Origin of the sequence: Catenulispora pinistramenti, assembly GCF_018274385.1 — a bacterium.
GTDB lineage: Bacteria > Actinomycetota > Actinomycetes > Streptomycetales > Catenulisporaceae > Catenulispora > Catenulispora pinistramenti.
The window spans coordinates 1-23,841 of sequence record NZ_JAAFYZ010000014.1 but is presented as its reverse complement, the minus strand read 5'-3'; the positions used below and the strand labels follow the sequence as shown (position 1 = coordinate 23,841).

The 23,841-nt window shown below is 70.2% G+C and carries 21 protein-coding genes; 12 read left to right on the top strand and 9 right to left on the bottom strand.

From position 1 onward, the window contains the following. Positions 1-40 precede the first annotated feature (40 nt). Together KGQ19_RS06410 and tmpA are read left to right on the top strand one after the other, a co-directional pair. Complete coding sequence (locus tag KGQ19_RS06410; RefSeq protein ID WP_212008141.1) at positions 41-787, top strand: GntR family transcriptional regulator; 747 nt, start codon at positions 41-43, stop codon at positions 785-787. Then, the gene (tmpA, locus tag KGQ19_RS06405; protein WP_438801860.1) at positions 691-1,875 is read left to right on the top strand and encodes a 2-trimethylaminoethylphosphonate dioxygenase; all 1,185 of its coding nucleotides are present in this window, start codon (positions 691-693) and stop codon (positions 1,873-1,875) included. Before KGQ19_RS06410 ends, tmpA begins: the two co-directional genes overlap by 97 nt. Before the next feature lie 85 nt (positions 1,876-1,960). On the opposite strand, the gene KGQ19_RS06400 is transcribed toward tmpA, so the two are convergent. Then, positions 1,961-6,568: a glycoside hydrolase family 3 C-terminal domain-containing protein gene (locus KGQ19_RS06400; protein WP_212008139.1), complete on the bottom strand. Its 4,608-nt coding sequence runs from the start codon at positions 6,566-6,568 to the stop codon at positions 1,961-1,963. 143 nt (positions 6,569-6,711) lie between these two features. Here KGQ19_RS06400 and KGQ19_RS06395 point away from each other — a divergent pair, with 143 nt between their 5' ends. The 5 genes from KGQ19_RS06395 (at position 6,712) to KGQ19_RS06375 (ending at position 11,779) form a co-directional block, all read left to right on the top strand. After that, positions 6,712-7,917, top strand: coding sequence for an ROK family transcriptional regulator (locus KGQ19_RS06395; RefSeq protein WP_212008138.1), 1,206 nt, complete (start codon positions 6,712-6,714; stop codon positions 7,915-7,917). Positions 7,918-7,951: 34 nt separating this feature from the next. Then, positions 7,952-8,722, top strand: a complete 771-nt coding sequence (locus tag KGQ19_RS06390) for an NYN domain-containing protein (protein WP_212008137.1) — start codon at positions 7,952-7,954, stop codon at positions 8,720-8,722. Positions 8,723-8,897: 175 nt separating this feature from the next. Continuing rightward, positions 8,898-9,569: a TetR/AcrR family transcriptional regulator gene (locus KGQ19_RS06385; RefSeq protein WP_212008136.1), complete on the top strand. Its 672-nt coding sequence runs from the start codon at positions 8,898-8,900 to the stop codon at positions 9,567-9,569. Then, positions 9,566-11,101, top strand: coding sequence for an MFS transporter (locus tag KGQ19_RS06380; protein ID WP_212008135.1), 1,536 nt, complete (start codon positions 9,566-9,568; stop codon positions 11,099-11,101). The genes KGQ19_RS06385 and KGQ19_RS06380 overlap by 4 nt, the downstream gene beginning before the upstream one ends. A 69-nt stretch (positions 11,102-11,170) precedes the next feature. Further along, the gene (locus tag KGQ19_RS06375) at positions 11,171-11,779 is read left to right on the top strand and encodes a hypothetical protein (RefSeq protein ID WP_212008134.1); all 609 of its coding nucleotides are present in this window, start codon (positions 11,171-11,173) and stop codon (positions 11,777-11,779) included. A gap of 4 nt (positions 11,780-11,783) precedes the next feature. Here the strand turns inward: KGQ19_RS06375 and KGQ19_RS06370 are convergent, their stop codons facing one another. The 4 genes from KGQ19_RS06370 to KGQ19_RS06355 all read right to left on the bottom strand — a co-directional run bounded on the left by KGQ19_RS06370 (position 11,784) and on the right by KGQ19_RS06355 (position 13,701). Next, complete coding sequence (locus tag KGQ19_RS06370) at positions 11,784-11,981, bottom strand: hypothetical protein (protein WP_212008133.1); 198 nt, start codon at positions 11,979-11,981, stop codon at positions 11,784-11,786. A 237-nt stretch (positions 11,982-12,218) separates the two neighbouring features. After that, the gene (locus KGQ19_RS06365; protein WP_212008132.1) at positions 12,219-12,980 is read right to left on the bottom strand and encodes a hypothetical protein; all 762 of its coding nucleotides are present in this window, start codon (positions 12,978-12,980) and stop codon (positions 12,219-12,221) included. 27 nt (positions 12,981-13,007) lie between these two features. Further along, positions 13,008-13,538, bottom strand: a complete 531-nt coding sequence (locus tag KGQ19_RS06360; protein ID WP_307856353.1) for a SigE family RNA polymerase sigma factor — start codon at positions 13,536-13,538, stop codon at positions 13,008-13,010. Between the two features lie 4 nt (positions 13,539-13,542). Beyond that, on the bottom strand, positions 13,543-13,701 hold the full coding sequence (locus tag KGQ19_RS06355; RefSeq protein ID WP_212008130.1) for a hypothetical protein: 159 nt from the start codon (positions 13,699-13,701) through the stop codon (positions 13,543-13,545). A 13-nt stretch (positions 13,702-13,714) separates the two neighbouring features. On the opposite strand from KGQ19_RS06355, the gene KGQ19_RS06350 reads away from it, so the two are divergent. The 3 genes from KGQ19_RS06350 to KGQ19_RS06340 all read left to right on the top strand — a co-directional run bounded on the left by KGQ19_RS06350 (position 13,715) and on the right by KGQ19_RS06340 (position 18,032). Beyond that, the gene (locus KGQ19_RS06350) at positions 13,715-14,938 is read left to right on the top strand and encodes an EfeM/EfeO family lipoprotein (protein ID WP_212008129.1); all 1,224 of its coding nucleotides are present in this window, start codon (positions 13,715-13,717) and stop codon (positions 14,936-14,938) included. Positions 14,939-15,044: 106 nt separating this feature from the next. After that, on the top strand, positions 15,045-16,283 hold the full coding sequence (gene efeB / locus KGQ19_RS06345; RefSeq protein WP_212008128.1) for an iron uptake transporter deferrochelatase/peroxidase subunit: 1,239 nt from the start codon (positions 15,045-15,047) through the stop codon (positions 16,281-16,283). Between the two features lie 114 nt (positions 16,284-16,397). Further along, positions 16,398-18,032, top strand: coding sequence for a phospholipase C (locus KGQ19_RS06340; protein ID WP_212008127.1), 1,635 nt, complete (start codon positions 16,398-16,400; stop codon positions 18,030-18,032). A gap of 174 nt (positions 18,033-18,206) precedes the next feature. Here the strand turns inward: KGQ19_RS06340 and KGQ19_RS06335 are convergent, their stop codons facing one another. After that, entirely contained in the window at positions 18,207-19,118 is a 912-nt protein-coding gene (locus KGQ19_RS06335; RefSeq protein ID WP_212008126.1) for a LysR family transcriptional regulator, read from the bottom strand. A 171-nt stretch (positions 19,119-19,289) separates the two neighbouring features. On the opposite strand from KGQ19_RS06335, the gene KGQ19_RS06330 reads away from it, so the two are divergent. Continuing rightward, the gene (locus KGQ19_RS06330; protein WP_212008125.1) at positions 19,290-19,712 is read left to right on the top strand and encodes a tautomerase family protein; all 423 of its coding nucleotides are present in this window, start codon (positions 19,290-19,292) and stop codon (positions 19,710-19,712) included. 30 nt (positions 19,713-19,742) lie between these two features. Here the strand turns inward: KGQ19_RS06330 and KGQ19_RS06325 are convergent, their stop codons facing one another. From KGQ19_RS06325 to KGQ19_RS06315, 3 genes are all read right to left on the bottom strand, one after another. Continuing rightward, positions 19,743-20,486: an SDR family NAD(P)-dependent oxidoreductase gene (locus tag KGQ19_RS06325; protein ID WP_212008124.1), complete on the bottom strand. Its 744-nt coding sequence runs from the start codon at positions 20,484-20,486 to the stop codon at positions 19,743-19,745. Between the two features lie 133 nt (positions 20,487-20,619). Then, a complete protein-coding gene (locus KGQ19_RS06320; protein WP_212008123.1) occupies positions 20,620-21,372 on the bottom strand; it encodes a TetR/AcrR family transcriptional regulator in 753 nt (250 codons plus the stop codon). Positions 21,373-21,424: 52 nt separating this feature from the next. Continuing rightward, positions 21,425-22,009 carry a TetR/AcrR family transcriptional regulator gene (locus KGQ19_RS06315; protein ID WP_230418263.1) on the bottom strand — a complete coding sequence of 195 codons (585 nt, stop codon included), beginning with the start codon at positions 22,007-22,009 and terminating at the stop codon, positions 21,425-21,427. Positions 22,010-22,124: 115 nt separating this feature from the next. Here KGQ19_RS06315 and KGQ19_RS06310 point away from each other — a divergent pair, with 115 nt between their 5' ends. Then, a complete protein-coding gene (locus KGQ19_RS06310; protein WP_212008122.1) occupies positions 22,125-23,159 on the top strand; it encodes an aldo/keto reductase in 1,035 nt (344 codons plus the stop codon). Positions 23,160-23,841: the final 682 nt, after the last annotated feature.

Here is a 23,841-nt window from a genome sequence, read left to right as displayed (position 1 = left end):
CAAGTAGGCGTGAAGTAGGCGAAGTAGGCGGAGGCAACGGATGTCGACGGTCCTCGGGTACCGCCAGCTGGCGGAGCGACTACGGGAAGCGGTCCTCGACGGGGTCCATCCGCTCGGCGCCAAGCTCCCGTCGGAACACGAGATCGCCGAGGCGTACAGCGTCTCCCGCAGCACCGTCCGCCGCGCGTTCGCCCTGCTCACCGAAGAAGGCGTCATCGCCTCGCACCAAGGCGCGCGGCGCACCGTCCTGGCCCGGCCGCGCGAGCAGAACTTCGGCGAGCTGAGGTCCTTCTCGCGGTGGGCCCGGCTGATCGGCGAGGTCCCCTCCGGACGCACCATCAGCCTGGAGCGCGCCATGGCGGACGACCAGGAGGCCGAGAAGCTTGGCCTGGCGGTCGGCGATCCGGTCTTCCGGCTGACCCGCGTCCGGCTGCTGTCCGGGCGTCCGGTGATGATCGAGCGAACCGCTTACGTGGAACGGGTCGGGACCCTGCTCGCCACCGTCGATCTGGACCGGGAGTCCATCTGCGACGCGCTGGAACTGTTCGGGATCTTCCTCGAGCACGCCGAGCACGCCATCGACGCGATCAACGCCGACCCCGCCGACGCCGCGCTTCTGGAGACGGCCGCCGGCACCGCGCTCCTGCGCGAGCGCCGGCGCGCCACCGACCCGTCCGGCAGCCCGCTCGAATGGTCCGACGACCGCTATCTCGGCGACGCGATGACGTTCATCGTGCGCAACTCCGTCGCGTCCGCACCGCTGGCGCGCTCCATCCGCGACCGGTAACGAAAACAGGAGACGGAATCATGACGCAGATCCCGGCCATCTGGCTCCGCGACAACTGCCACTGCCCGGAGTGCGTGGACCCGGTCAGTGGTCAGAAGCTGTTCGGCATCACCGACCTGCCGATCGCCCCGGAGGCGAGCGGCGTCGACGAGACGCCGGACCACGTCACCTTCACATTCGCCCCGGACGGCCACGTCGCGACCTTCCCCCGCGAATGGCTGGTCGCGAACCACCCGTCCGCGCCGGCCACCACACCGAACCCGAGGACCGAGGACGCGAAGACGCTGTGGCACGGCGCGTCCCACCCGATTCCGCGCTTCGCGTGGGACGGCTTCCTCACCACCGACGACATCCGGACCGCCTGCCTCGACGCGGTACTCCGCCAGGGCTACGCGCTGCTCCACGGCGTGCCCGTCCAAGACCGCACGGTCCTGCGCGTCGCCTCGGAATTCGGTTACGTCCGCACCACCAACTACGGCGAGGTCTTCGAAGTCCGCACCGAACCCGCGGCGACCAACCTGGCGTTCACCAACCTGCCGATCACCCCGCACACCGACAACCCCTACCGGGACCCGGTGCCCACCGTCCAGCTCCTGCACTGCCTGGTCAACGCGGCCGAGGGCGGCGACTCGGCGTTGGTCGACGGGTTCGAGGCGGCCGGACGGCTGCGCGCTGCCGACCCGGCGGCGTTCCGCTCGCTCACCACGACACCGGTGACGTTCCGCTACCGCGATGCGAACACCGACCTGAGCTCGACCCAGCCGCTGATCGGCCTGGACGCGAAAGGCCGCGTCCGCGAGGTCCGTTTCAACAACCGCTCCATGCAGCCGGTCAGCCTGGAGCCAGATGACATCGAAGCCTTCTACGCCGCATACCGTGCCTTCGCCGACCTGCTCTACGACGCCACAGCAGCGGTCCAGTTCCGGCTCGGCCCCGGCGACTGCGTCATCTTCGACAACACCCGCGTCCTGCACGCGCGCACCGGATTCACCGCCGACGGCCGACGCCACCTCCAGGGCTGCTACATAGATCTCGACGGCGTCGCCAGCAATCACAAAGTACTGACACGCGCAGAGAGCGCGGGCTGAACCCCGGGCCGCAGAACCGGAATACGAGTAGTGCCCCAGATCGGCAAGACCGATCTGGGGCACCGCGGAACTCAGCCGACCATGATCAGCCGATGGCCGCCGCGAACACATGCAGCGGCGACGACGTGCCGGCCGGCAGCGTCACCGACTGCACGGTCTTCCCGGCTTGAAGCGTCACACCGTCGTAGAAAACCGAGGCCTTCCACGGCGACTTGCCGCTGGAGGTGTTGCCATATGCCGAAGTCACCGCGACCTGTGAACCCGGGAACGGCGACGTGGACGCCCAGTCGCCGAACCCGAGCGTGAACTGCTGTGTGGTGCCGTCGGTGTAGGTGATCGTCGCGGTACCGGACGACTGGCCGTTGGCGGCGGCGCCGAGGAAGCCGAGCGTGGTGCCGCTGCCGGTGACGCTGAACGAGCGGCCGTCGGCCTCGATGTTGTCGGCGGTGCCCGCGGCGGCGCCGGGCCAGGTGAACACGAGCCCGTTGAAGGTGAACTGGCCTGCCGGGTTCAGTCCGGCCGCGGCCAGTGCCTGCGCGGAGAAGCTGTTGCCGCCGCCGTCGAGATTGCCGGGCCCGTGGTTCGCGTCGTCCGTGATGGACACGTTGTTGAACCCGGCGGTCAGCGACGGATAGGCCACCGTGGTCGGGGTGCCGGAGATGCCGGCCTGGCTGCCGCCGACGCTCTCCGTCACCCCGATCACCTGCGATCCCGGCTGTTGGGCCGCCGGTACCGACACCGACCAGGTCGTCGAGACCGTCGCGCCGGCCGGCACCGAGGCGAACGTGTTCGGCGTGCTGTTCGTCGCGGTCCAGCCGCCGGGGAGCGTCAACGCGAGCGCCACGTTGGTCAGCGCCGCCGACGACGGGTTCGCCAGCGTCGTGGTCACCGTGCCCGAGGAGCCCGGTTCCAGAGCCGGCGGGGCGGCGACGGACAGCTGGTCGGACTTGATGGACATGGCGAAGATGTGCAGCGCCGGGATCCCGCCGTGCGGTTGCGCGCTGCCGGTGGGCAGCGTGATCGACTGCACGGTCTTGGCCGGGTCGATCGTGATCGGGTAGTAGTCGACGGTCGCCGCCCAGCCGGTCTGGTTCCCCGGCTGGTTGCCGTAGGGCGCGCGGATCGCCACGTCGGCACCGGTCGGCGGGGTGCCGTTGGCCCAGTCGCCGAAGCCGATCGTGTAGGGCTGGGTGCTGCCGTCGGTGTAGGTGATCGTGCCGCTGCCGGTGCTGGGTCCCCAGGTGCTGGTGCCCAGCAGGCCGAGCGTGGAGCCCGAGCCGGAGACGTCGATGGTCTGCCCGGCGGCGACCACGTTGTCAGACTGGCCGACCTGTCGGTCGGGCCAGGTGAAGGTGAGGCCGTCATGCACCAGCGGTGCTCCCGGCGTCACCCCGACCGAGGCCAGTGCCTGCGCCGAATAGCTCGCGCCGGCCCCGTCCAGATCGGCGCCGCCGCGGTTGCTGTCGTTGGTGATCGCGTCGTTGTTGAAGGCCGCCGGGAGCGAGGTGTACGGCACCGCCAGTTGGCTGTAGCCGGTGCTGTCGTGCTTGCCTCCGACGGTCGCATCGGCGTTCAGCGTGTACGTACCCCCGGCACCGTTCGGGACGGTCACCGACCAGGTGGTGGTCACCTTCTGACCGGGCGCGACACTGGCGAAGCTCGCCGGGCTGGTCGCGGTCGCGGTCCAGCCGGCGGGCAGATCGAGGTTCATCGCGACGTCGGTCACCGCGCCGGACCCGGTCGACGCCGCGGCCGTGTTAGTGAACGTCGTACTGACCGTCGAGGCCTGGCCGGGCTGCGCGAGCGCGGGCGTCGCGACGGACACCGCGTGGCCGACGACGATCGGCGTCGATCCGCTGACCCCGTCGACGGTGACCGTGATGTCCGCCGCGCCAGTGCCGACCGCCGTGACCAGTCCCTTGGAGTTGACGGTCGCCACGCGCGGATCGCTGCTGCGGTAGCTCACGTGCGCCTTGGAAAGGTCGGCGAAACTGCCGTCGGCGTCCGCGGCCTCGATGATGCCGTCGGCCGTGACGCTCATGTTCCGGCCCTGCGGAACCGAGCCGACGCCGGTGGTGTCGTCCGCGATCCACGGGTTCTTGCCGGTGAGGTCGAGCGTCTGGCCGACCTGGAAGTCGACCTGGTCGGGCTGCACGGAGACGCTGCTGACCCGCGGCGTCAGCGCGCCGGTCACCGCGACGTCGACGCCGCCGCGCAGATCCGTCGCGTCGGCGCCGACCTCGAACCCGTAGGTGCCGTCGTAGACCACCGAGTTCATGGTGTCCGGATTCCAGATGCCCAGATCGGGGATCTGCGCGCTGACCGTGAGGCGCTGGCTCTCCCCCGGCTTCAGCACCTTGCTCTTCTGGAAGCCGACCAGCTGTTCCTGCGGGAAGGTCTGGCCGGCGACCGTGAACTTCGGCTGCGCGTAGAGCTGCGCCACGGTGCTGCCCGCCGTGCTGCCGGTGTTCGTCACCGTGACAATGACGCTCTGGCTGCCGTTCGCGTCGGCGGTGCGGCGGTCGGCGTGGATGCCGGAGAAGCTGAAGGTCGAATAGCTCAGGCCGTAGCCGAAGGGGTAGGTGGGGGTGCCGGTGAAGTACATGTAGGTACGGCCCAGCCCGCCGGTCTCGGCCGGGGTGAGTCCGTAGTTCGACATCGCGGGGAGCTGCGAGTCGTCGGCGTACCAGGTGAAGTCGAGGTGCCCGTCCGGGTTCTGCTTGCCGAACAGCACGTCGGCCAGGGCCGTGCCCTGGCTCTCGCCGTTGAAGCCGCTGAACACGATCGACGGGAAGTCCTTCTGCACGTTGTCGATCTGCACCGGGCCGCCGGACTGGATCGCCAGCACCATGCGCGGGTTGCCGACCGCCGCGACCTGGTTGATCAGCGAGTCGTAGTTGCCCGGCATGGCGATCGAGGTGCGGTCCTTGCCCTCGTCGGCGATCTGCTGGTTGGTCCCGACGAAGACGATGACCGCGTCGGCGCTCGCCACATCGGCGAGGGTCTGCGCCGAGCAGGTGGCCGCGGTGGTCGCCGTGGTGGAGGTACCGCAGGCGTCGAAGGTGACGGTCGCGCCGGGATTCGCCTTCTGTACCGCGGCGGTGATGCCCTGCACCGGACTGACCTGGAGCGTCGGATCGCTGGAGTAGTTGCCCAGGGTCACGGCGTTCGCCATGTCGCCGACGATCACGATCTTGCTCGTGGCCGCCGCGGACAACGGGAGCAGCGGTTTGGCGACGGCCGCCGAGCTGGAGGCCCCGGTGGATGCCCCGGCGGATGCCGAGGCGGATGCCGCAGTGGCCGGCTGGTTCTTCAGCAGCACCAGCGAGTTGTCGGCGACCTTGGTCGCCAGCGCCTGGTGCGCCGGGCTCTGGATCTGCGCCTTGGTGATGTTCGTGTACGGATTCGAGCCCGCGGGGTCGAACTCGCCGGTCTGCATCCGCACCGTGAAGATCTTCACGAGCGCGTTGTCGATGACGCCCTCGCTGAGGATCCCGGCGTTGATCGCGGCCGTGATGTCAGCGTACGTGTTCTCGCCGCCGGAGCAGTTCAGGTCGGTACCCGCGCGCAGCGCGTACGCCTGGCCGCCGGCCTGAGCCGGGACGGTGGCCCCGGTCGCGGTGTTCGTCCACGTCCCGCTGGAGCTCTTGCCGTCGGTGCTCCAGCCGGGCGGCGCCCAGTTGTGACCGCTCGGGAAGGTCTGGTAGGTCGTGCCGATGGCGCCGCAGTCGGAGGTCACGTAGCCGTTGAAGCCGTACTGGCGCTGCGCGAGCTGGTTCGCGGTGTACGTGTCGGCGACGGACGGGGTGCCGTTGATGGCGTTGTACGACGTCATCAGGCCCGAGACATGCGCGTTCTCGATGAGGCTCGCGAACTGCTTGGTGTAGTAGTCGTGCAGGTCGGTGTCGCTGACGTTGGACGAGACGCCGGTACGGTCCTGCTCGACGTTGTTCAGCGCGTAGTGCTTCGCGGTGGCCGCGACCTTGAGATACCCGGTCTCGGACTGGCCGGTCGGGGTGTTTCCCTCGTAGCCGTTGACGAACGCGCCGGCCATCTGCGAGACCAGATACGGATCCTCGCCGAACGCCTCGTCGGTCCGGCCCCAGCGGGGATCGCGGTCCATGTTCACGGTCGGGGCCCAGAACGTGAGGCTGCCGTAATCGCTCGCCGACGGCCCGAGATTGTTCTGGTTCACGCCGAACAGCGACTTGTCCAGGAACCCGCGCGCCTCGTCGGAGATCGCCGTGGTCTCCTGGTAGACCAGGCTCGGGTCCCAGGACATGGTGCTGGCGAAGTTCGTCGGGAAGCTGGTCGACCGGACCGCGCCGCCGTTGCCGCCGTTGTCCTGGTTGGCGCCGAGCGTGTTGACGCCGTGCTGGCCCTCACTCCAATACGTGTACTGCTGCACTCCCAGCCGCGGGATCGCCGGCCCGCTGTTGGTGCTCAGCTGCGCCACCTTCTCAGGGAGCGTCATCCGGGACACCAGATCCGCGGCACGGGCCTCGGGGCTGTAGTGGGTGTCGAGATAGATCGGCAGCTGCGTTCTCTTCGCCGCCGCGGCCCCGCCTGCCGCGGCCCCGGCCGATGAGGCCGGTGCGGCGGATACCGCGATGGCCAGTCCGACGGTGAGGGCCACCGTCGCATGGGCCGTCCTGCGCAGTCTGGGCCGTTTGGTGCGTCTGTGCTGTTCCATTGCGCCTCCGAACTGGATGCCTGCTGGAGCACTCGCCGCCCATCACATTCAGCCGAGTATGCGCGAAAGTCAAGAGACTGGAAACATATGACGAAGCAGTTTTGACTAGATCGAGCTTTAGTGGCGCTGCTAGGGTGCGCGGCGTGCACCCGACCGCCATCGAGCCAGACGCCGCCGCCCAGACCCCTGTCAACCTGCACAACCTGGGGCGGGTCCGAGTACTGCAGGCCCTCACCGACGCCCCCGCGCTGTCCCGGGCCGAACTGGTCCGCCGCACCGGATTGGCGCGCGCCACCGTGGGCTCGGTGATCCTGGAGCTGATCACGGCCGGACTGGTGCGCGAGAGCGCCGACGGCGCGCCGACGGCGGGTCAGCGCGCCGGCCGGCCGCCTCAGCTGGTGTCTCTGGAGCCTGATGCCGGCTACGCGGTCGGGCTCGACGTGGGGCACGATCATGTCCGCGCTGTTTTGACCGATGTCGTCGGAACGTCGCGCTGGGACCGGTCCGAGGCGATCGCCGTCGACGACGATCCGGAGCGGGCGCTGGACACCGCCGTGCGGCTCATCGCGAGCGCGGTCCAGGACACGGCCGTGGCGCCGGAGAAGATCCTGGGGCTGGGGCTGGGGATCGCCTGCCCCGTCGACAAGGCCACCGGCGGGCTCCGGGCCGAGGGGATCATGCCCGGCTGGGTCGGCACCCGGCCGGCCGACGTGCTCGCCGCACGGACCGGACTGCCGACGCGGATCATCAACGACGCCAACGCCGGCGTGCTCGCCGAGCGGCGCTTCGGCGCGGCCCGCGACTGCGCCGACGTGGTCTACGTGCGGCTGGCCGCCGGCATCGGCGCCGGCATGATGAGCGACGGCCGCATGCTCCTGGGCCATCTCGGGCTGGCCGGCGAGCTCGGGCACGTGGTGGTCGAGCGCGACGGCGCGGTCTGCCGCTGCGGCGGTCGCGGCTGCCTGGAGACCGTCGCCAGCCCGGCCGCGATCACCGGGCTGCTGGCCCGGAGTTGGGGGCAGCCGGTCGGCAGCGTCGACCTGGCCGACCTGCTGCGCCGGGGCGACCGCGGGGCGCTGCGGGCCGTCGAGGACGCCGGGGAGGCGGTCGGCCGGGCGCTGTCCACCGTCGTCTCGCTGCTCAATCCGGAACTCGTGGTCATCGGCGGCGACCTGGTCGAGGCGGGCGAGGCGCTGCTGGAGCCGATGCGCCGCACGCTGAACCGGGGCACCATGGGCTCGCTGCACCAGCGCCTGCGGATCGTCCCGAGCCTGCTCGGCGACAGCGCCGGGGCACGCGGCGCGGCAGCCCTCGTCCTCGACGGCGTTCCCGAGCGGTTGGGGAAGTGACGGCTATCGTGGACCGTGTCGGAGGGAGAACCACGTGGTCGCGGAAGACGCGGTCAAGCTCGCGGTACTGATCGACGCGGACAACGCCCAGCCGGGCAACGCGCCGACCCTGCTCGCGGAGATCGCCAAGTACGGCACGGCGCACGTCAAGCGCGCCTACGGCGACTGGACCGGGACCAGCCTCAAAGGGTGGAAGGAGCAGCTGCTGACGCTGAGCATCCAGCCGATCCAGCAGTTCGCCTACACCTCCGGCAAGAACGCCACCGACGCCGCGATGGTGATCGACGCCATGGACCTGCTGTACTCCGGGCGTTTCGACGGGTTCTGCATCGTGTCCTCGGACAGCGACTTCACCCGGCTGGCCGCCCGGATCCGGGAGTCCGGACTGATCGTTTACGGGTTCGGCGAGCGCAAGACGCCGAAGCCGTTCGTCGCGGCGTGCGACAAGTTCATCTACACCGAGAACCTGGCGGTCACCGACGAGGTCGTGCCGGAGGCCACGGCGAAGCCGACCGCGAAGAGCACGGCGGCCAAGCTGCGCGGCGACGCGAAGCTCGTCAGCCTGCTGCGGACCGTGGTGGAGGCGGCCAGCGACGAGGACGGCTGGGCCGGCCTGTCCGGCGTCGGCCAGATCCTGACCAACCAGCAGCCGGACTTCGACTCCCGCACCTACGGCTACCCCAAGCTCAGCAATCTGGTGACGGCGACCGGCCTGTTCGACGTCGACCGCCGGAGCGCCGGAGCGGGCGCGCCGGCCCAGATCTACATCCGGGACAAGCGCTACGAGGCCCGCGCGGACCAGTAGCCGCCGCTTCCTCAACGCATCACCCCAGGTCAGCAACCCGCTGACCTGGGGTGATGCGCGTCACCCGGGCGTCATCCCGGCCCGCTTTTGCGAAACGGGTTAGTTTCGATACGATGGAGTTCCGAGACACTCCCGTTTCGATACAAACTCGTTCAGCATTGAGAGGCGAGCACCGATGACCAGCCAGGTGGTACAGGCCGAGGAGACTGTCCACACCCCCGGGCGCAAGCGCGACGCGTCTCGGGACGACGCCCTGCGCCAGGCCGCCCTGGAGGTGCTGGCCGAGGTCGGCTACGACCGGCTGACCATCGACGCCGTGGCCGCCCGGGCCGGCGCCGGGAAGGCGACCTGCTATCGGCGCTGGGCCGGCAAGGCGGAGCTGGTCGTGGACGCGGTCGGCCGGATGAAGGCCGCCCCCGTGCAGCCAAACACCGGGACCCTGCGCGGCGACCTGGTCGAGCTCACCTGTCACTTCAACGACGTGGACGACACGTTCCGCACCGACGTCCAGGCCGGTCTGGTGTCGGGCCTGGTCCATGACGCCAAGCTGCGCGCGGCGTTCGCCGAGCTGTTCATCGCACCGCGCAAGGCGGTGTACCGGGCCGTCTTCGACCGGGCGATCGAGCGCGGCGAGATCGCACCGGTCCCGAACTACGAACTGCTGTCCGACATCGTCCCGTCCATGGTCTTCCACCGGCTGATCCTGACCGGCCGACCGCCGGATCCGGCGTTCATCCTCACCATCCTCGACCAGATCATCCTGCCGCTCACCAAGCCCTGCGCACAGAGCGAGGCGGCCCCGAACCCGCACACCGGCCACACCCAGACAAGGACCACCTCGTCATGACCGAGTCCATAACCCAGACCCTCGACCCGAGGCGGTGGCGGGCCCTGGCCTTCATCGCCCTGGCCCAGCTGATGGTCGTCCTGGACGGCACCATCGTCAACATCGCCCTCCCCTCCGCCCAGCGCGACCTGGGCATCTCCGACGCCAACCGGCAGTGGGTGGTCACCGCCTACGCCCTGGCCTTCGGCGGGCTGCTGCTGTTCGGCGGCCGCATCGCCGACCGCTGGGGCCGGCGCCGGGCCTTCCTCATCGGCCTGATCGGCTTCGCCGGCGCCTCGGCGCTCGGCGGCGCGGCCGTCAACACCAGCATGCTGCTCGGCGCCCGCGCGCTGCAGGGCGCGTTCGGCGCGATCCTGGCCCCGGCGGCGTTGTCGCTGCTGACCGTCACCTTCACCCTGCCGAAGGAGCGTGCCAAGGCCTTCGGCATCTACGGCGCGATCTCCGGCGGCGGCGCGGCCGTCGGCCTGCTGCTGGGCGGTGTGCTCACCGAGTACGCGAACTGGCGCTGGACGCTGTACGTCAACGTCCTGTTCGCCGTGGTCGCCGTGGCCGGCGCGATCTTCGAGATCAAGGAGCCCGAGGGCACCCGCAACCACAACCGCCTGGACATCCTCGGCATCGTGCTGGCCGGCGCCGGCCTGGCCTCGCTGGTCTACGGATTCAACAAGGCCGAGACCGACGGTTGGAGCTCGGGGACCACGCTCGGGTTCATCATCGGCTCGGTGGTGCTGCTCGCCGCGTTCATCTTCTCTCAGACCCGGGTGGCCAGCCCGCTGCTCCCGCTACGCGTCATCACCGACCGCAACCGCGGCGGTGCGTACCTGACCATCGGTCTCGCGGTGGTCGCGATGTTCGGCGCGTTCCTGTTCCTCACCTACTACCTGCAGGTCGTGCTGGGCTACAGCCCGCTCAAGAGCGGCCTGGCGTTCCTGCCGATGGTCGTCGGCATGATGCTCGGCGCCACCCAGGTCGCGGTCCGGCTGCTGCCCAAGGTCCCGACCAAGTTCCTGATGGTGCCCGGTGCGGCGATCGCCGCGGCGGCGATGCTGATCCTGACCCAGATCTCGGTCAGCGGCTCCTACACCACCACCGTGCTGCCCGCGCTGCTGATGCTCGGCTTCGGCATGGGCCTGGTGTTCATGCCGGCCATGAACGTGGCGACCCACGGCGTCCGGCCGCAGGACGCCGGCGTCGCCTCGGCGATGGTCAGCACCTCCCAGCAGGTCGGCGGCGCGATCGGCACCTCGCTGCTGAGCACGATCGCCAACAGCGCCACCGCGAACTACGCCAAGGGCCACGCCGCGGGCGTCCACTCCGCGGCCGGCGGCGCGCAGCTGAAGCTGTCCGCCATGGTCCACGGCTTCTCCACCGCCTACTGGATCGCCGCCGGGCTGCTGACGCTGGCCGCCCTGGTGGCCGCGACGCTGATCAACGCCCGCCCGCAGACGGGCGGACCCGCCGCCGGCTCCGGCAGCTCCGGGGCCGACCACACCGAGACCACCGAGGACGCGGTACCGGTTTTCGCACACTGACACCCACAGCACGATCCGCCCGGCCGTGGCACCACCCGCCGCCACGGCCGGGCACTGGGGGAGACCGCCATGCACACGGCAACCAAAACTCCTGCTCACTCCGGATCCCTGCTCGACGCGGCCCGGGAACTCGGCAACCACCCGCAGCGCCTGCGAAGTCTGCGCTCGCGCCTGCTCACCGTGCTCGTGGCCTGTCTCACGGGCCTCGGTGCCTGGATCGTCTACCTGGCGATCTCCATGCCCACCGGCTACCGCTCGAAGGCCTGGTCCGCGGCCTGGGTCGGCTTCGACATCCTGCTGCTGCTCTCCCTGACCGGGACCATCGTGGCGGCCATGCTCCGCCGGCAGATCGTCGTCATGCTCGCGGTGTTCACCGCGACGCTGCTGCTGTGCGACGCCTGGTTCGACATAGTGCTGGACTGGGGAACGTCGGACGTGTGGGTCAGCCTGGCCTCGGCGGCGTTCGCCGAGGTGCCGCTCGCACTGTTCCTGCTGCACCGGGCCCGCAAACTGGTCCGGGTGGCGATCCAGCGGCGCTGGCACGAGCTCGGGCTGCCCGGCGAGCCGCCGGCGCTGCACCGGATCCCGCTGTTCTACGCCGTCGAGGCGACGGTACCGACGGTCTCGGATACAGCTGTGCCGGATATAGCCGGGCCAGAAGTAGCTGTGAGCGAATGAGCGCTCAGTCGGAGTCGCGGCGCTGCTGCCCGGCCGACGGGCCGCCCACACCGGCGGCCCGCAGCACGGCCGCAGCGGCCGCCACCGCTACGGAGACACCACCGACCACCGCACCGACCGTACGGTTCCGCTGACGCCGGGCCTGGCGCTCCTCGAAGGCCCGGAGGCTGGCCCGGCTCGGGTGCTTGTAGCGGACATCCATGACGAACACTCCTACCGCGGCCCAGGTTGACGGCGTTCAGGCGCCCGCTTCGGGCCCCACCAGCAGCATGGCGCGTACTGCGGGCCGGCGGTGACTGGAGCTGTACCTTTCGGGGGACAGCGCTGCCAGGGGTGACAGAATGCAGCATCCATGGCCCCGTGCCTGGATCCGCGGTTGTGCCGGGCGGTTCAGACGCCCGGCACAACCCAGATGGGCATCAGAGCTCTGTGCCGTACCTCAGTGCGCCCGCGGCGGTACCGCGAAGGTCGCCAGTTGGTGCTCGGCCGCGTCGAAGACGCTGATGGACATGGTCGAGGTCGACTGCGGGAGGGCCGCCAGGTCCACGTAGGCCACACTCCAGCCCGGATGCCCGGCCAGCGTGACGATGTTCGCGGCATGGACCTTGCCGTCCACCGTCACCTGGCCTGAGGCGACCTCGCCGCTGCCGATGTACACACCGCCGACCAATCGCCCGCAGGATTGCAGGCCGATCGAGTCGGTGCCCTGGTTGCCGTTGTCGGTGTAGAGCGGCCCGACCGCGCCGCCGTCGCCCGCGAACGTCACCGAGTCCTTGGTCAGCGTGATCGTGTACCCGCCGACCAGCGTGATCGTCCCGGGCGGCACCACGTGCGCGCTCGGCGTGCTCGACGGCGGCGAGGACGGGGCCGTCTGCCCCGTCGACGTCCCCGAAGAGGGCACCGACATCGGCGACGAAGGCGCGGGCAGCGACCCCGTCGTGGTCGCGACCGGTGCCGGCAAGCCGGATCCCGCCGTCAGCACCCCGCCGCGGCCGTGGCCGCTCCCGCCGATCAACGCGCTCGGCACCACCGCCACCGCACCGGCCGCGACCAGCGCGACCCCGGAGACCGCCGCCGTACGCGTCCGCCGCCGGTGCCGGCCCTTGGCGATCACCTGCGCGGCGGTGAACCCGGCCGCCTGGTCGTCCTCCTCGTGCAGGACGTCCCGCATGTGTGTCTCGAACTCATCTGTTGTTTCCATACACCACCTCCGAATCGGAGAACCCGCTTACCAATCGGCCGGGACGGGCGCCCCGGCCGAGCCCAATAAGACGCGCATCTTGCGCAGCCCCCGTGCCGAAGTGCTCTTGACGGTGCCCACCGCCACGCCGATCTCGGCGGCTATCTGGGCGTCGCTCAGATCCGCGTAGTAGCGCAGCACCAGCACCTGCCGCTCCCGGCGCGTCAGCCGGCCCAGCGCCGCGAGCATCACGTCGCGCTGCGCGTGGCTGGCCGCGTGGTCCTCCCCCGAGCGGACGTCCGGCACCTCGGCCGTCGGCCACTCCGGGCGGTGCTGACGACGGCGCCACCAGTCGCGCTGCTGGTTCAGCAGGGCCTTGCGGACATACGCCATCGGATCACCGGACTGAATGCGTCCCCACCGCGCATACGTCCGTTCCAACGCCGACTGCGCGAGATCGGCCGCCCGGTCCGGATCGCCGCTCAGCCACTGGGCCAGCGCACGGATGCGGTGAGCGTTCGCCTCCACGAACTCCGTGAAGTCCGCGTCAAGCTCGGTTCGCTTGCTTTGTCGTCCCACGCAATCACAGACGCACGAAGCGGCGATCCGGGTCTGCGTCGCCGGCGATGAATTCCGCGAAGCCAACACTCGGCGAAGCCAGGATGAATTCCACGTCCAACAGCCGTCCGCCAACCAAGGATCCCCTAAGCTCGGCGGCGAAACCGTTCCGGACGCTCGCCATGATGGGGCTCCCCTTGTCCAAGATCCCGCCCTGGCTGGCTTCGCCGAAGGTCGTCCTGGCGCTCACCACCGCCGTCGCGGTCGTCGGCGCACTCGTCGGCACCTCTATGCACCACACGCCCGCCAAGCCCGAATACGCCGCCGGTCTGCCCTCTGATGCGCTGACCGTCGACGCCTATGACTGCGGCGCCAACTGGACCTCGGCCAAGCCGGGCAAGCAGAACCTGCTGATCGCCAACACCGGTATCCAGACCACCGAGGTCTACCTGGTCGACCCGGACAGCGGCGCGATCTACGGGGAGATCGTCGGGCTGGCCGCCGGGACCAGCGATCAGATGCCGGTCGTGCTCGGCGCCGGCACCTATGCCCTGCGCTGCTGGCCGGCCGACGCCGATCCGGTCACCGGGCCGCCGGTCCGGGTCAGCGCAAGCGCGTCGGGGTCGATGGCCGGGGCGACGACGCCCGGCGTGCTGCCGGTGTCACGCGAGGATCTGACCGCGCCGGTGAAGGCCTACCAGGCCTACGTCGAGGGCGGCCTGGCGCAGCTGAAGCCGTTGGTCCAGAAGCTCCAGACGGACATCGCCGCCGGGGACCTCGACGCCGCGCGGACCGACTGGGTCCCCGCGCACCAGCAGTACGAGCGCCTCGGCGGCGCCTACGACGCCTTCGGCGACCTGGGCGACGCGATCGACGGCCTGCCGAACGACCTTCCCGGCGGCGTCGGGGACTCCGGCTTCGGGGGCTTCCACCGCATCGAGTACGGGCTCTGGCACGGTCAGAGCGCCGCGCAGCTGGCGGGTCCGGCCGGGGATCTGGTGGCGTCGGTGGACAAGCTGGCGACCGAGTTCCCGGGCGACCAGATCGACCCGTTGCAGCTGGGCCTGCGGACGCACGAGATCCTGGAGGACGCGGTCCGCTTCGAGCTGTCCGGCCAGAGCGACCAGGGCAGCGGCACGACGCTGGCGACCGTCGAGGCGAACATCGACGGCACCCAGTCGCTGCTGGGCATCCTGCGGCCGGTCCTCACGCCGCGCGACCCCGACCTGCCGCGGATCGACGCCGCGCTGACCCGGCTGCGCGCCCTGGTCCAGGCGCAGCACCACGCCGACGGGTCGTGGACGCCGCTGACGCGGCTCACGACCGCGCAGCGGGAGGCGCTGAACTCGGCGGCCGGCGGTGCGGTGGAGTTGCTGGCGCCGGTCGCGACGATCTGCGAGCCGCGGTTGGACAAGTCGTGAGGGCCGAGTTCGCCGCGCTCGGGGTCTGTGCCGCCGCTGCAACGCCTTCGGCCATCGCCCGCATCGCATCACCTGCTTCGTTCCAGATCACACCAGGGAGCCCCCGATGACCGCCCCGATCGGACGCCGGTCCCTGCTCCGCGCCGCCGGCATCGGCGGCGTGGCGGCCGCCGCGACCACGGCCGGCACCGGCCTGGCGCTGACCCGCGACCCGGCCTCGGCCGCCGCCGTCTCCGCCGCAGCCGCCGCCGCGCCCTCCTTCCACGGCCCGCACCAGGCCGCGGTCCTCCGGTCCGCCGCGCCGGCCACGATCATGCTGGCGCTCGACGTCACCGCGACCGACAAGGCCGGGCTCACCGAGCTGTTCCGCACCATCAGTGCCCGCGCCGCGTTCCTCACCTCCGGCGGCCTGCCGGACCAGGCCGGGGTCAGCGGGCCGCCGACCGACTCCGGCACGCTGGGCCCCGAGGTCGTCGCCGACAACCTCACGGTGACCCTCGGCGTCGGCTCCTCATTGTTCGACGACCGCTTCGGGCTGGCCGCGCGCAAGCCCAACGGGCTGTTCCCGATGCCGGTCTTCCCGAACGACGACCTCGACCAGGCGCAGTGCCACGGCGATCTGAGCCTGCAGCTCTCCGCCGACCACAGCGACACTGTGCTGCACGCGCTGCGCGACATCATGCGCAGCGTCCGCGGCGCCGCGCAGATCCGGTGGCGGATCGACGGCTTCGTCAGCCCGCCCCGGCCCTCGGGGACGCCGCGCAACCACTTCGGGTTCATGGACGGCACCGCCAACCCGGATGTCACCGACCCGGCGCAGATGAGCCGGCTGGTGTGGGTGGACCCGGCGAAGAACCCGGCGTGGACGGCCGGCGGCAGCTACCTGAGCGTGCGGCTGATCAGGATGCTGACCGAGTTCTGGGACCGGGTCTCGCTCGGGGAGCAGGAGAACATGTTCGGCCGGCGGCGCGGCAGCGGGGCCCCGCTGTCCGGGCACGCCGAGACCGACGCGCCGGACTACTCCAACGACCCCACCGGTGAGACGATCCCGCTGACGAGTCACATCCGGCTGGCCAATCCGCGCTCCGCGGCGACCGACAGTTCGCGGATCCTGCGGCGCGGCCACAACTACGACCGCGGCGTGGACCCGAACGGCAACCTCGACATGGGCCTGATCTTCACCTGCTACCAGCAGGACGTCCGCCGGCAGTTCGAGACGGTGCAGAACCGGCTGAGCGGGGAGCCGCTGGACGACTACATCTCGCCGTTCGGCGGCGGATACTTCCTGGTGCTTCCGGGGGTTTCGTCGGGTTCGGACTTCTTCGGGTCGGCATTGTTGGCCTGAACGTCGGCGGCACTGAGCCTCAGAATTCTCATGAGATTCCCGGCGCGTTCACTGCGGTTGTCGAGACTGACCCCCGATAAACAGGCAAGACCGCCTCTGGAGAGAGAAGATCCGATGTCGCAGAGCAAGAAACGACTGATCCACCGGAAGTGGGTCCTGACCACGGCCGCCGCCGCGGTGATCGGTCTTGTCGCCACCCCGAGCGCGTTCGCGTCCGGATACGACTGGCACCACGGCCACGGCGGCAACGGGGACAGCCGGACCACCACCCCGATCAAGCACGTGGTCGTCCTCTTCGACGAGAACGTCTCCTACGACCACTACTTCGGCACCTACCCGAAGGCCGCGAACACCGACGGCACGCCGTTCACCGCGAAGTGGAGCACGCCGAAGGCCAACGGCCTGACGCCCTCGCTGCTGACGGCGAACCCGAACCAGTACAACCCGCAGCGGCTCTCCCCGAGCCAGGCGCTGACCTGCGACCAGAACCACGGCTACACCGCCGAGCAGAAGGCGTCGGACAACGGCAAGAACGACCAGTACGTCCAGAGCACCAACGTGGCCACCTGCACCGGCATGCCGGTCCTGTACGGCGCGCCCGGCCTGGTGATGGACTACTACGACGGCAACACCGTCACCGGCCTGTGGAACTACGCTCAGAACTACGCGATGAGCGACAACTCCTACAGCGACGTGTTCGGCCCGTCCACCCCCGGCGCGCTGAACCTGATCTCCGGCCAGACCTACGGCGCCACCGCGGTGAACTCCACCACCGGCCAGCCGGTCTCGGCCTCCTTCATCGGCAACCCGAACGCCTCCGGCGTCGGCACCCTGTACACCGACGCCGACCCGGCCTACGACGACTGCTCGGACAACGGGCACGCGTCCACCTCGCCGCTGGCCGCCCTGTCCGGCAGCAACGTCGGCGACCTGCTGAACAAGAAGAACGTGACCTGGGGCTGGTTCCAGGGCGGCTTCGCCCCCACCACCACCGCCGCCAAGTCGGCCAACGGCTACGCCCAGTGCGGCGCCGCCCACACCAACGTCGGCGGCAACTCCTCCGCCGACTACTCGGCGCACCACGACCCCTTCGAGTACTTCAAGTCGACGGCCAACCCGCACCACCTCCCGCCGTCGAAGACCTCGATGATCGGCAAGACCGACCAGGCGAACCACCAGTACGACCTGTCGGAGTTCAGCACCGCCCTGAACACCGGCCACCTCCCGGCCGTCAGCTTCCTCAAGGCGGCCGAGTACCAGGACGGCCACGCCGGCTACTCCGACCCGCTGGACGAGCAGAACTTCATCGCCACCGAGATCAACGCCATCCAGAAGTCCCCGGACTGGCGCGACACGGCGGTCATCGTCGCCTACGACGACTCCGACGGCTGGTACGACCACCAGTCCGGCCAGGTTGTCAACGGCTCCAACACCTCGCTGGACGGCACCCCCGCCTGCACCGCGGCCGCCCCGGCCAAGGGCCAGGCGGACCGCTGCGGCGTCGGCCCGCGCCAGCCCTTCCTGGTGATCTCGCCCTACAGCAAGCAGAACTACATCAGCCACAACCAGATCTCGCAGGCCTCGATCCTGCAGTTCGTCGAGAACAACTGGAACCTGGGCCGCGTCGGCAACGGCTCGTTCGACGCCAACGCCGGGTCGATCCGCAACATGTTCGACTTCAGCTTCCCGGACATCTGGAACAAGATCATCCTGAACCCGAAGACGGGCGCCATCGCCTCGCGGTGGTAGTCGGTCTCGGTCGGTGGACCCGCGCCGGCGCGTGGTTGCGCCGGCGCGGGTAGCTGGAAGCTGGGAGCCATCGGCGGTCGGACCCTCGGGGGGTGGGGGACGACGCTGGTGGCTCCTTTGTGTTCGACGTTGTGTTCAACCGCAACTGGTCAGCCATCGGCAAACCACCCCACGCTACTCAGCCAGCACCCCGGCCTCGTCCCGCAAAGCAAGCGCCACCGCGTCCACCGAGGCCCGGCCGGCCCCGGGCAGCCGAACGAGGCTCACCCGCCGCCGCTCCTCGGGCACCCCGTCGATCTCCACCAGCCGCACCCCCGGCGGCACCGCGGCCAGCATCGTCGACGGCACCGTGGTGATCCCCAGCCCGGCAGCGACCAGATGCAGCTTGGTCAGCCAGTCGCGGGTGGCGTGCTGCACCCGCGGCCGCCCGGGCAGGCCCGGCCAGACACCCAGCAGCGGCTCGTAGATGCCCGCCGGGCTGGCGATCCACGTCTCCCCCGCCAGCTGCTCGATCGTCACGCTCGCGCCGCTGTTCGCGAAGCGCCCGCCAGCCGGCACCGCGACCAGCAGACGATCCTCCAGCAGCGGCTCCACGTGCAGCGGCGGATCGTCAGTATCCGGCGACCGGTACGGCGGACGCGAAGACAGCACCGCGAGGTCCAGGGCCCCGGTCCGCAGCGCCCGCACCAACGAGGGAGTGGTGCCCTCCCGCGTGCTGACCTGAATGTGCGGCCGCTGCCGACGGAGCGCCGCGAGCGCCCTCGCGACCATGACCGCCCCGGCCGCCGGGAAGAACCCGAGCCGCACGCGTCCGCTGTCGTCCTGCGCCCCGCGCAGCTCCCGATCCGCGGCCTCCAGCGCTTCCAAGGCCGTGACCGCGTGCCGCAGCAACGCCTGCCCCGCGCTGGTCAGCCGCACGCCTCCGGGATAGCGATCGAACAGCCGGGCCCCGGTCGCCTGTTCCAGGGTGGCCACCTGCCGGGAGACGGCCGACTGCGTGTAGCCCAGCGCCTCGGCCGCGGCGGTGAAGGTGCCTCGCTCGGCCACCTCGCGCAGGACCCGCAGCCCGACCAGCGTCATGTCCATGAGGAGATGTCCATGAGGAGACAGCATATCCAGCATGCCGGACATTCGTTGGCGGAATGCCCACGCTGTCTCTAGCGTCGAGAGCGTGAGCGCGTGACGCCTGACGCCTGACGCCTGACGCCTGACGCCTGACGCTCGCGCAGCTGTCACTCAGCACCAGAAAGGCAAATCATGCCCCTGATCAACATCTACCTCCGCCAGGGCACCACCCCCGAACACCGCCGCCTCATCTCCGAAGCCCTGCACAAGTCCATGGTCGACGTGCTGAAGATCCCCCAGGACGATCAGTTCCACGTCTTCCACGAAGTCGCCCCCGAGAACTTCGTCATCCAGCCGGTCGTCTTCGGCATCCGCCGCGGTGAGCGCACCATGTTCATCCAGCTCGCCTTCAACCAGCGCACGCCGGAGCAGAAGAACGAGCTCTTCCAAGCGATCGTCGCCAACCTCCGGTTGTACGCCGACGTCCCCGAGGAGGACTTCATGCTGGTGATCCAGGAGACCGCCCGCGAGAACTGGTGGGCCGCCGGCCGCGTCGTCAATCCCGAGACGGGCTACGACGAACGCATGACGGCCGTCGCGCGAGACGTCGCCTGAGACGTCGCCTGGTCGCCTGAGACGTCGACCTCAGAAGCGCCGGCCACCGTCCAAAGACAGATCGACGCCGTTGGCCCAAGCATTCTCCAGCAGGAACAGGCAGGCGTCGACGACCTCGTCCATAGTGCCGAGCCGCCCGGTCAGCGACGCGCTGCGGGCGCTGTCCACGATGGCCGCCGCCGCGTCGGCGTTCTCCGTCCAGAACGGGCTGTCCTCGATCATCCCGGGATGGAGCGCGTTGACCCGGACCGGGGCGAGTTCGTGGCTCATCATGCGCACGAGCCCGGTGACCGCGGCGTTCACCGCGGACACGGTGGTCGATCCGAAGTAGGGGTAGTCCTTGGCCACGCCGCCGAACAGCAGGACCGAGGCGTCCTGGGCCATGCGCGGGGCGAGCGCGCTGGCGACCGCGGTGTAGCCGACGACCTTGGTGACGGCCAGTTCGCCGGCCTTGGCCACGTTGTAGGCCGCCATGGTGTTGCGGTCCCGGACCACGCCGACCAGGGCGAGCCGGTCGACCCGCTCGATCGGCGCCAGCCGGTCGGCGATGTCGGCCGGGGCGGTCAGGTCCAGGGCCAGGCCGGCGACGGTGCCCGGCACGTCCTTGGCGAGTTCGGCCGCCACATCGGCGGCCCGTTCCGCGCTGCGCCCGGTGATCACGACGTCCGCGCCGCGCCGCGCGTACTCGGCTGCCAGTGCCTTACCGGTTCCCTGCGTGGCCCCGATGATCACGACCGACTGCATGCCCTTATGACCCTTCCGATGATCTGTCATGCCGCCGTCACTCCGCCGGGGTGTTCCATTCCATGGCCGAGGAATTCGTGGGGTGAAGAAGAACGTTCATACGTCCAGGTTGGCGTTGACAGTCTCTGCTGTCAACACGGTTGTAGAATAATCTACGCAGCCGTCAGGATTTCGTCACGCTGCCGTCACCGCACACCGTGCGCTCAAGAAAGTCCAGGTCACGGCGCATCGCGGCGATCGCGCCCGAGACGCCGACCGGGCCGTGATCGGCGGTCTGCGCACGGACCATGGCCAGGGCCGACTCGGAGAGTTCGCCGGTCAACGCCTCCGGCGAGGGTCCCGTGGCCGGGTCGTACCACCAGGCCAGCCAGTTGATCATGCCTAGGATCGAGAACGCCACGACCCGGCCGTCGCAGCGCCGGAACTCCCCGGATTCGCAGCCCTCGTCGATCACGCCGGAGACCGCCAGTAGGACCTCGTCGCGCACGGCGGCGAACTGGCCGTCCAGGTCGAGCAGCTCGATGAGGCTGCTGCGGATGAGCCGGGCCCGCAGCGGCGCGGCGGCGATCGGCGCGGCCAGCGCACAGACCAGGCCGGCCAGCCGCTCCTCGGCACCGCCCCGGACCGCCGCGGCCTGGTCCAGCGCGCGGCGCGAATCGTCCGCCAGCCCTTGAACCAGGCGGGTGAGGATCTCGTCCTTCCCGGTGAAGTAGTGGTAGAGCGCCGGACGGCTCGTTCCGAGGGCGGTCGCGATCTCCTGCATGCTGGTCGCGGCGAAACCCCGGGTGGCGAACAGCCGCGCCGCTTCGTCCAGGATCTCCGCCTCCACCAGCGCCCGCCGCGGGCCGCGAGTCCGTTCGGCCCGGTCCGGGACGCGCTGCTCGTCGGCGTTCGGGGCCGTGGAATCTCCTCGCATGGCTGACAGCGTAAACAAGCCGTACGGGGACGGGACCGGGACCAGCCTGGGATCAGCCCGCCTTCAGGCCGCGGAGCCCGTCCAGCGCCGCTTGCAGCAGCGGCTGGACGCGGGCCGGGTCGCCGCGGATCGTGGCGACCGCGTGGACGAGGTCGAGGACCTGCTCGATGTCGAGGTCGCCCCGGATGGTGCCGGCGGCCTGGGCCGCCGCGAGAAGCGGTGCCCCGGCCGCGACGACCCCGGCGCGGCCGCCGTCGAACAACGGGTCGCCCCGGTCGGTGTGCTTGAGCAGTTCGGCGGCGAGGTGGCGCTTGCCGGCGAAGAAGGTGAACAGCTGCCGCAGCCAGGCTTGCAACGCCTCGCCCGGCGACTGGCCGTCGGCGGCCTCAGCAGCCTGACAGATGGCGTCCACCTCGTCGGCGTAGAGGGCCTGAAGCAGCTCGGGACGGCCGGGATAGTTGCGATACAGGGTGGCCATGCCGACGCCGGCCCGCCGGGCGACCTCCGCCATCGACACCTCGGCGTCCGGATCGGCGAACGCCTCGCGGGCCGCGGTGAGGATCTTGGCGCGGTTGCGTTCGGCGTCGGTGCGGCGCGCTGCCGGGGGCAGCGGCTTCGGGGTCGGTTCCGTGGTCAAGTGGACAGCCTATCCGTTTCGGTTCTAGGGTGAAGTGGAAAGCCTATCCGCTTCGCTTCGATCCCAGCCTACCCGCCTGCCGGAGCCCTGCCCACGGCCGGCGAAAGGAGTCCTCATGGACTACCGACCACTCGGAGCCACCGGAATCTCGGTCAGCAGGCTCACACTCGGCGCGATGATGTTCGGCGCCTTCGGCAACCCCGACCACGACGACGCGATCCGGATCGTCCACGCGGCGCTGGACGCCGGGATCACCACCATCGACACCGCGGACGGCTACTCGAACGGCGAGTCGGAGGAGATCCTGGGCAAGGCGCTGGCCGACGGACGCCGGGACGAGGTGATCCTGGCCGTCAAGTTCGGGGTCTCCTTCGGCGGCGACCCGAACCACCGCGGCGGCTCGCGGCGCTGGATCACGCGCGCCGTCGAGGGCTCACTGCGCCGCCTCGGCACCGACTACATCGACCTGTACCAACTCGGAGCCCCGGACCCGTTCACCGACATCGACGAGACCCTCGGCGCCCTCACCGATCTGGTCCGCGCCGGCAAGATCCGGTCCTTCGGCGCCTCCAAAGTGCCCGCCTCGCAGATCGTGGAGGCACAGTGGGTCGCCGACCGCCGCGGCTTCGGCCGGATGCGCAGCGAGCAGGCGCCGTATTCGATCCTCACCCGGGCAATCGAATACGACCTGCTCCCCACCGCCGCCCGCCACGGCCTGGGCGTCCTGGCCTACAGCCCGCTGGCCGGCGGCTGGCTCTCAGGCAAGTACCGCACCGGCGCCCAGATCACCGGCCCCGGCTCCCCCGCCCGCGCCCGAAGCGCCGCCACCTACGACGCCACCGCCCCGGCCAACGCCGCCAAGTTCGCCGCCGCCGACGCCCTCGGCGCCCTCGCCGATGAGGCCGGTCTGACGCTGGTCCAACTGGCGACCGCATTCACCACGCGGCACCCCGCAGTCAGCTCGGCCATCATCGGCCCCCGCACGATGGAGCACCTGCACGGCTACCTGGCCGCGGACGGGGTCGAGCTGAGCACGGACGTACTGGACCGGATCGACCAGATCGTGCGCCCCGGCGAGACAGTCAACGTCGCCGACAACTTCTGGGAGTACGGCACGCGCTCGCTGGAAGCCGCATTCCGGCGGGGATAGCAGAAGCGCGATCGGTGTTGAGCGGCGGCCAGGGCTCGGGAACTCGGCGGCTCGGAAGACAGTTCACGCGGCCTCGGCTTGCCGGGCGGCAGCGGCAGCGGCACCGAGAGCGGCTGCGGCAACTGCCGCCTGCGCCCGGGCCGCCGCCGCTCTCGGTGCCGCTGCGATCTCGGCGCGCGACCGACCATCGCGCAGCCGCCGGAGCGTTGTTGGCGTGGGGCGGTGCGGCGTGGTGCGTGCGGTGCGGGTGCGGCCGACGACTTCTCGCACGAGGGCCTGAGGGTCTTCGTGCGGTGGTTCTGGTTTGTAGGTTGCGGTTAGTTTTTGGGCCTCAAAGGCTTTTTACGGCCTTCGGTCATAGTTGTGCCGGTTCGGGGTTCAGGGTGGCAGGTGTGTTTGTCGGCTGCCGGTTCTCGCGTTCACAACCCCGCCCCACCTCAGGCCTCTTCAACTCCAGCAAGTCAGAACAAGGGCACAGTCAAAATCAACAGCAAGATCAAGAACTGTGATGAAGAGCCGGGCCTCCGGCGGGCCTCGACAACCTCAGGGAAACTTGCGCGGTTCCCTCGGGTGGCCGGGTGAGTCTCAGCGGCTGCGGTCCCTGAGGTGGTGCGGTCCGTTCCCCACGGTCGCGTCGTCAGCCCGGGGGGTACAGCACCGGTGTCCGGGGGTAAAGTCCGCG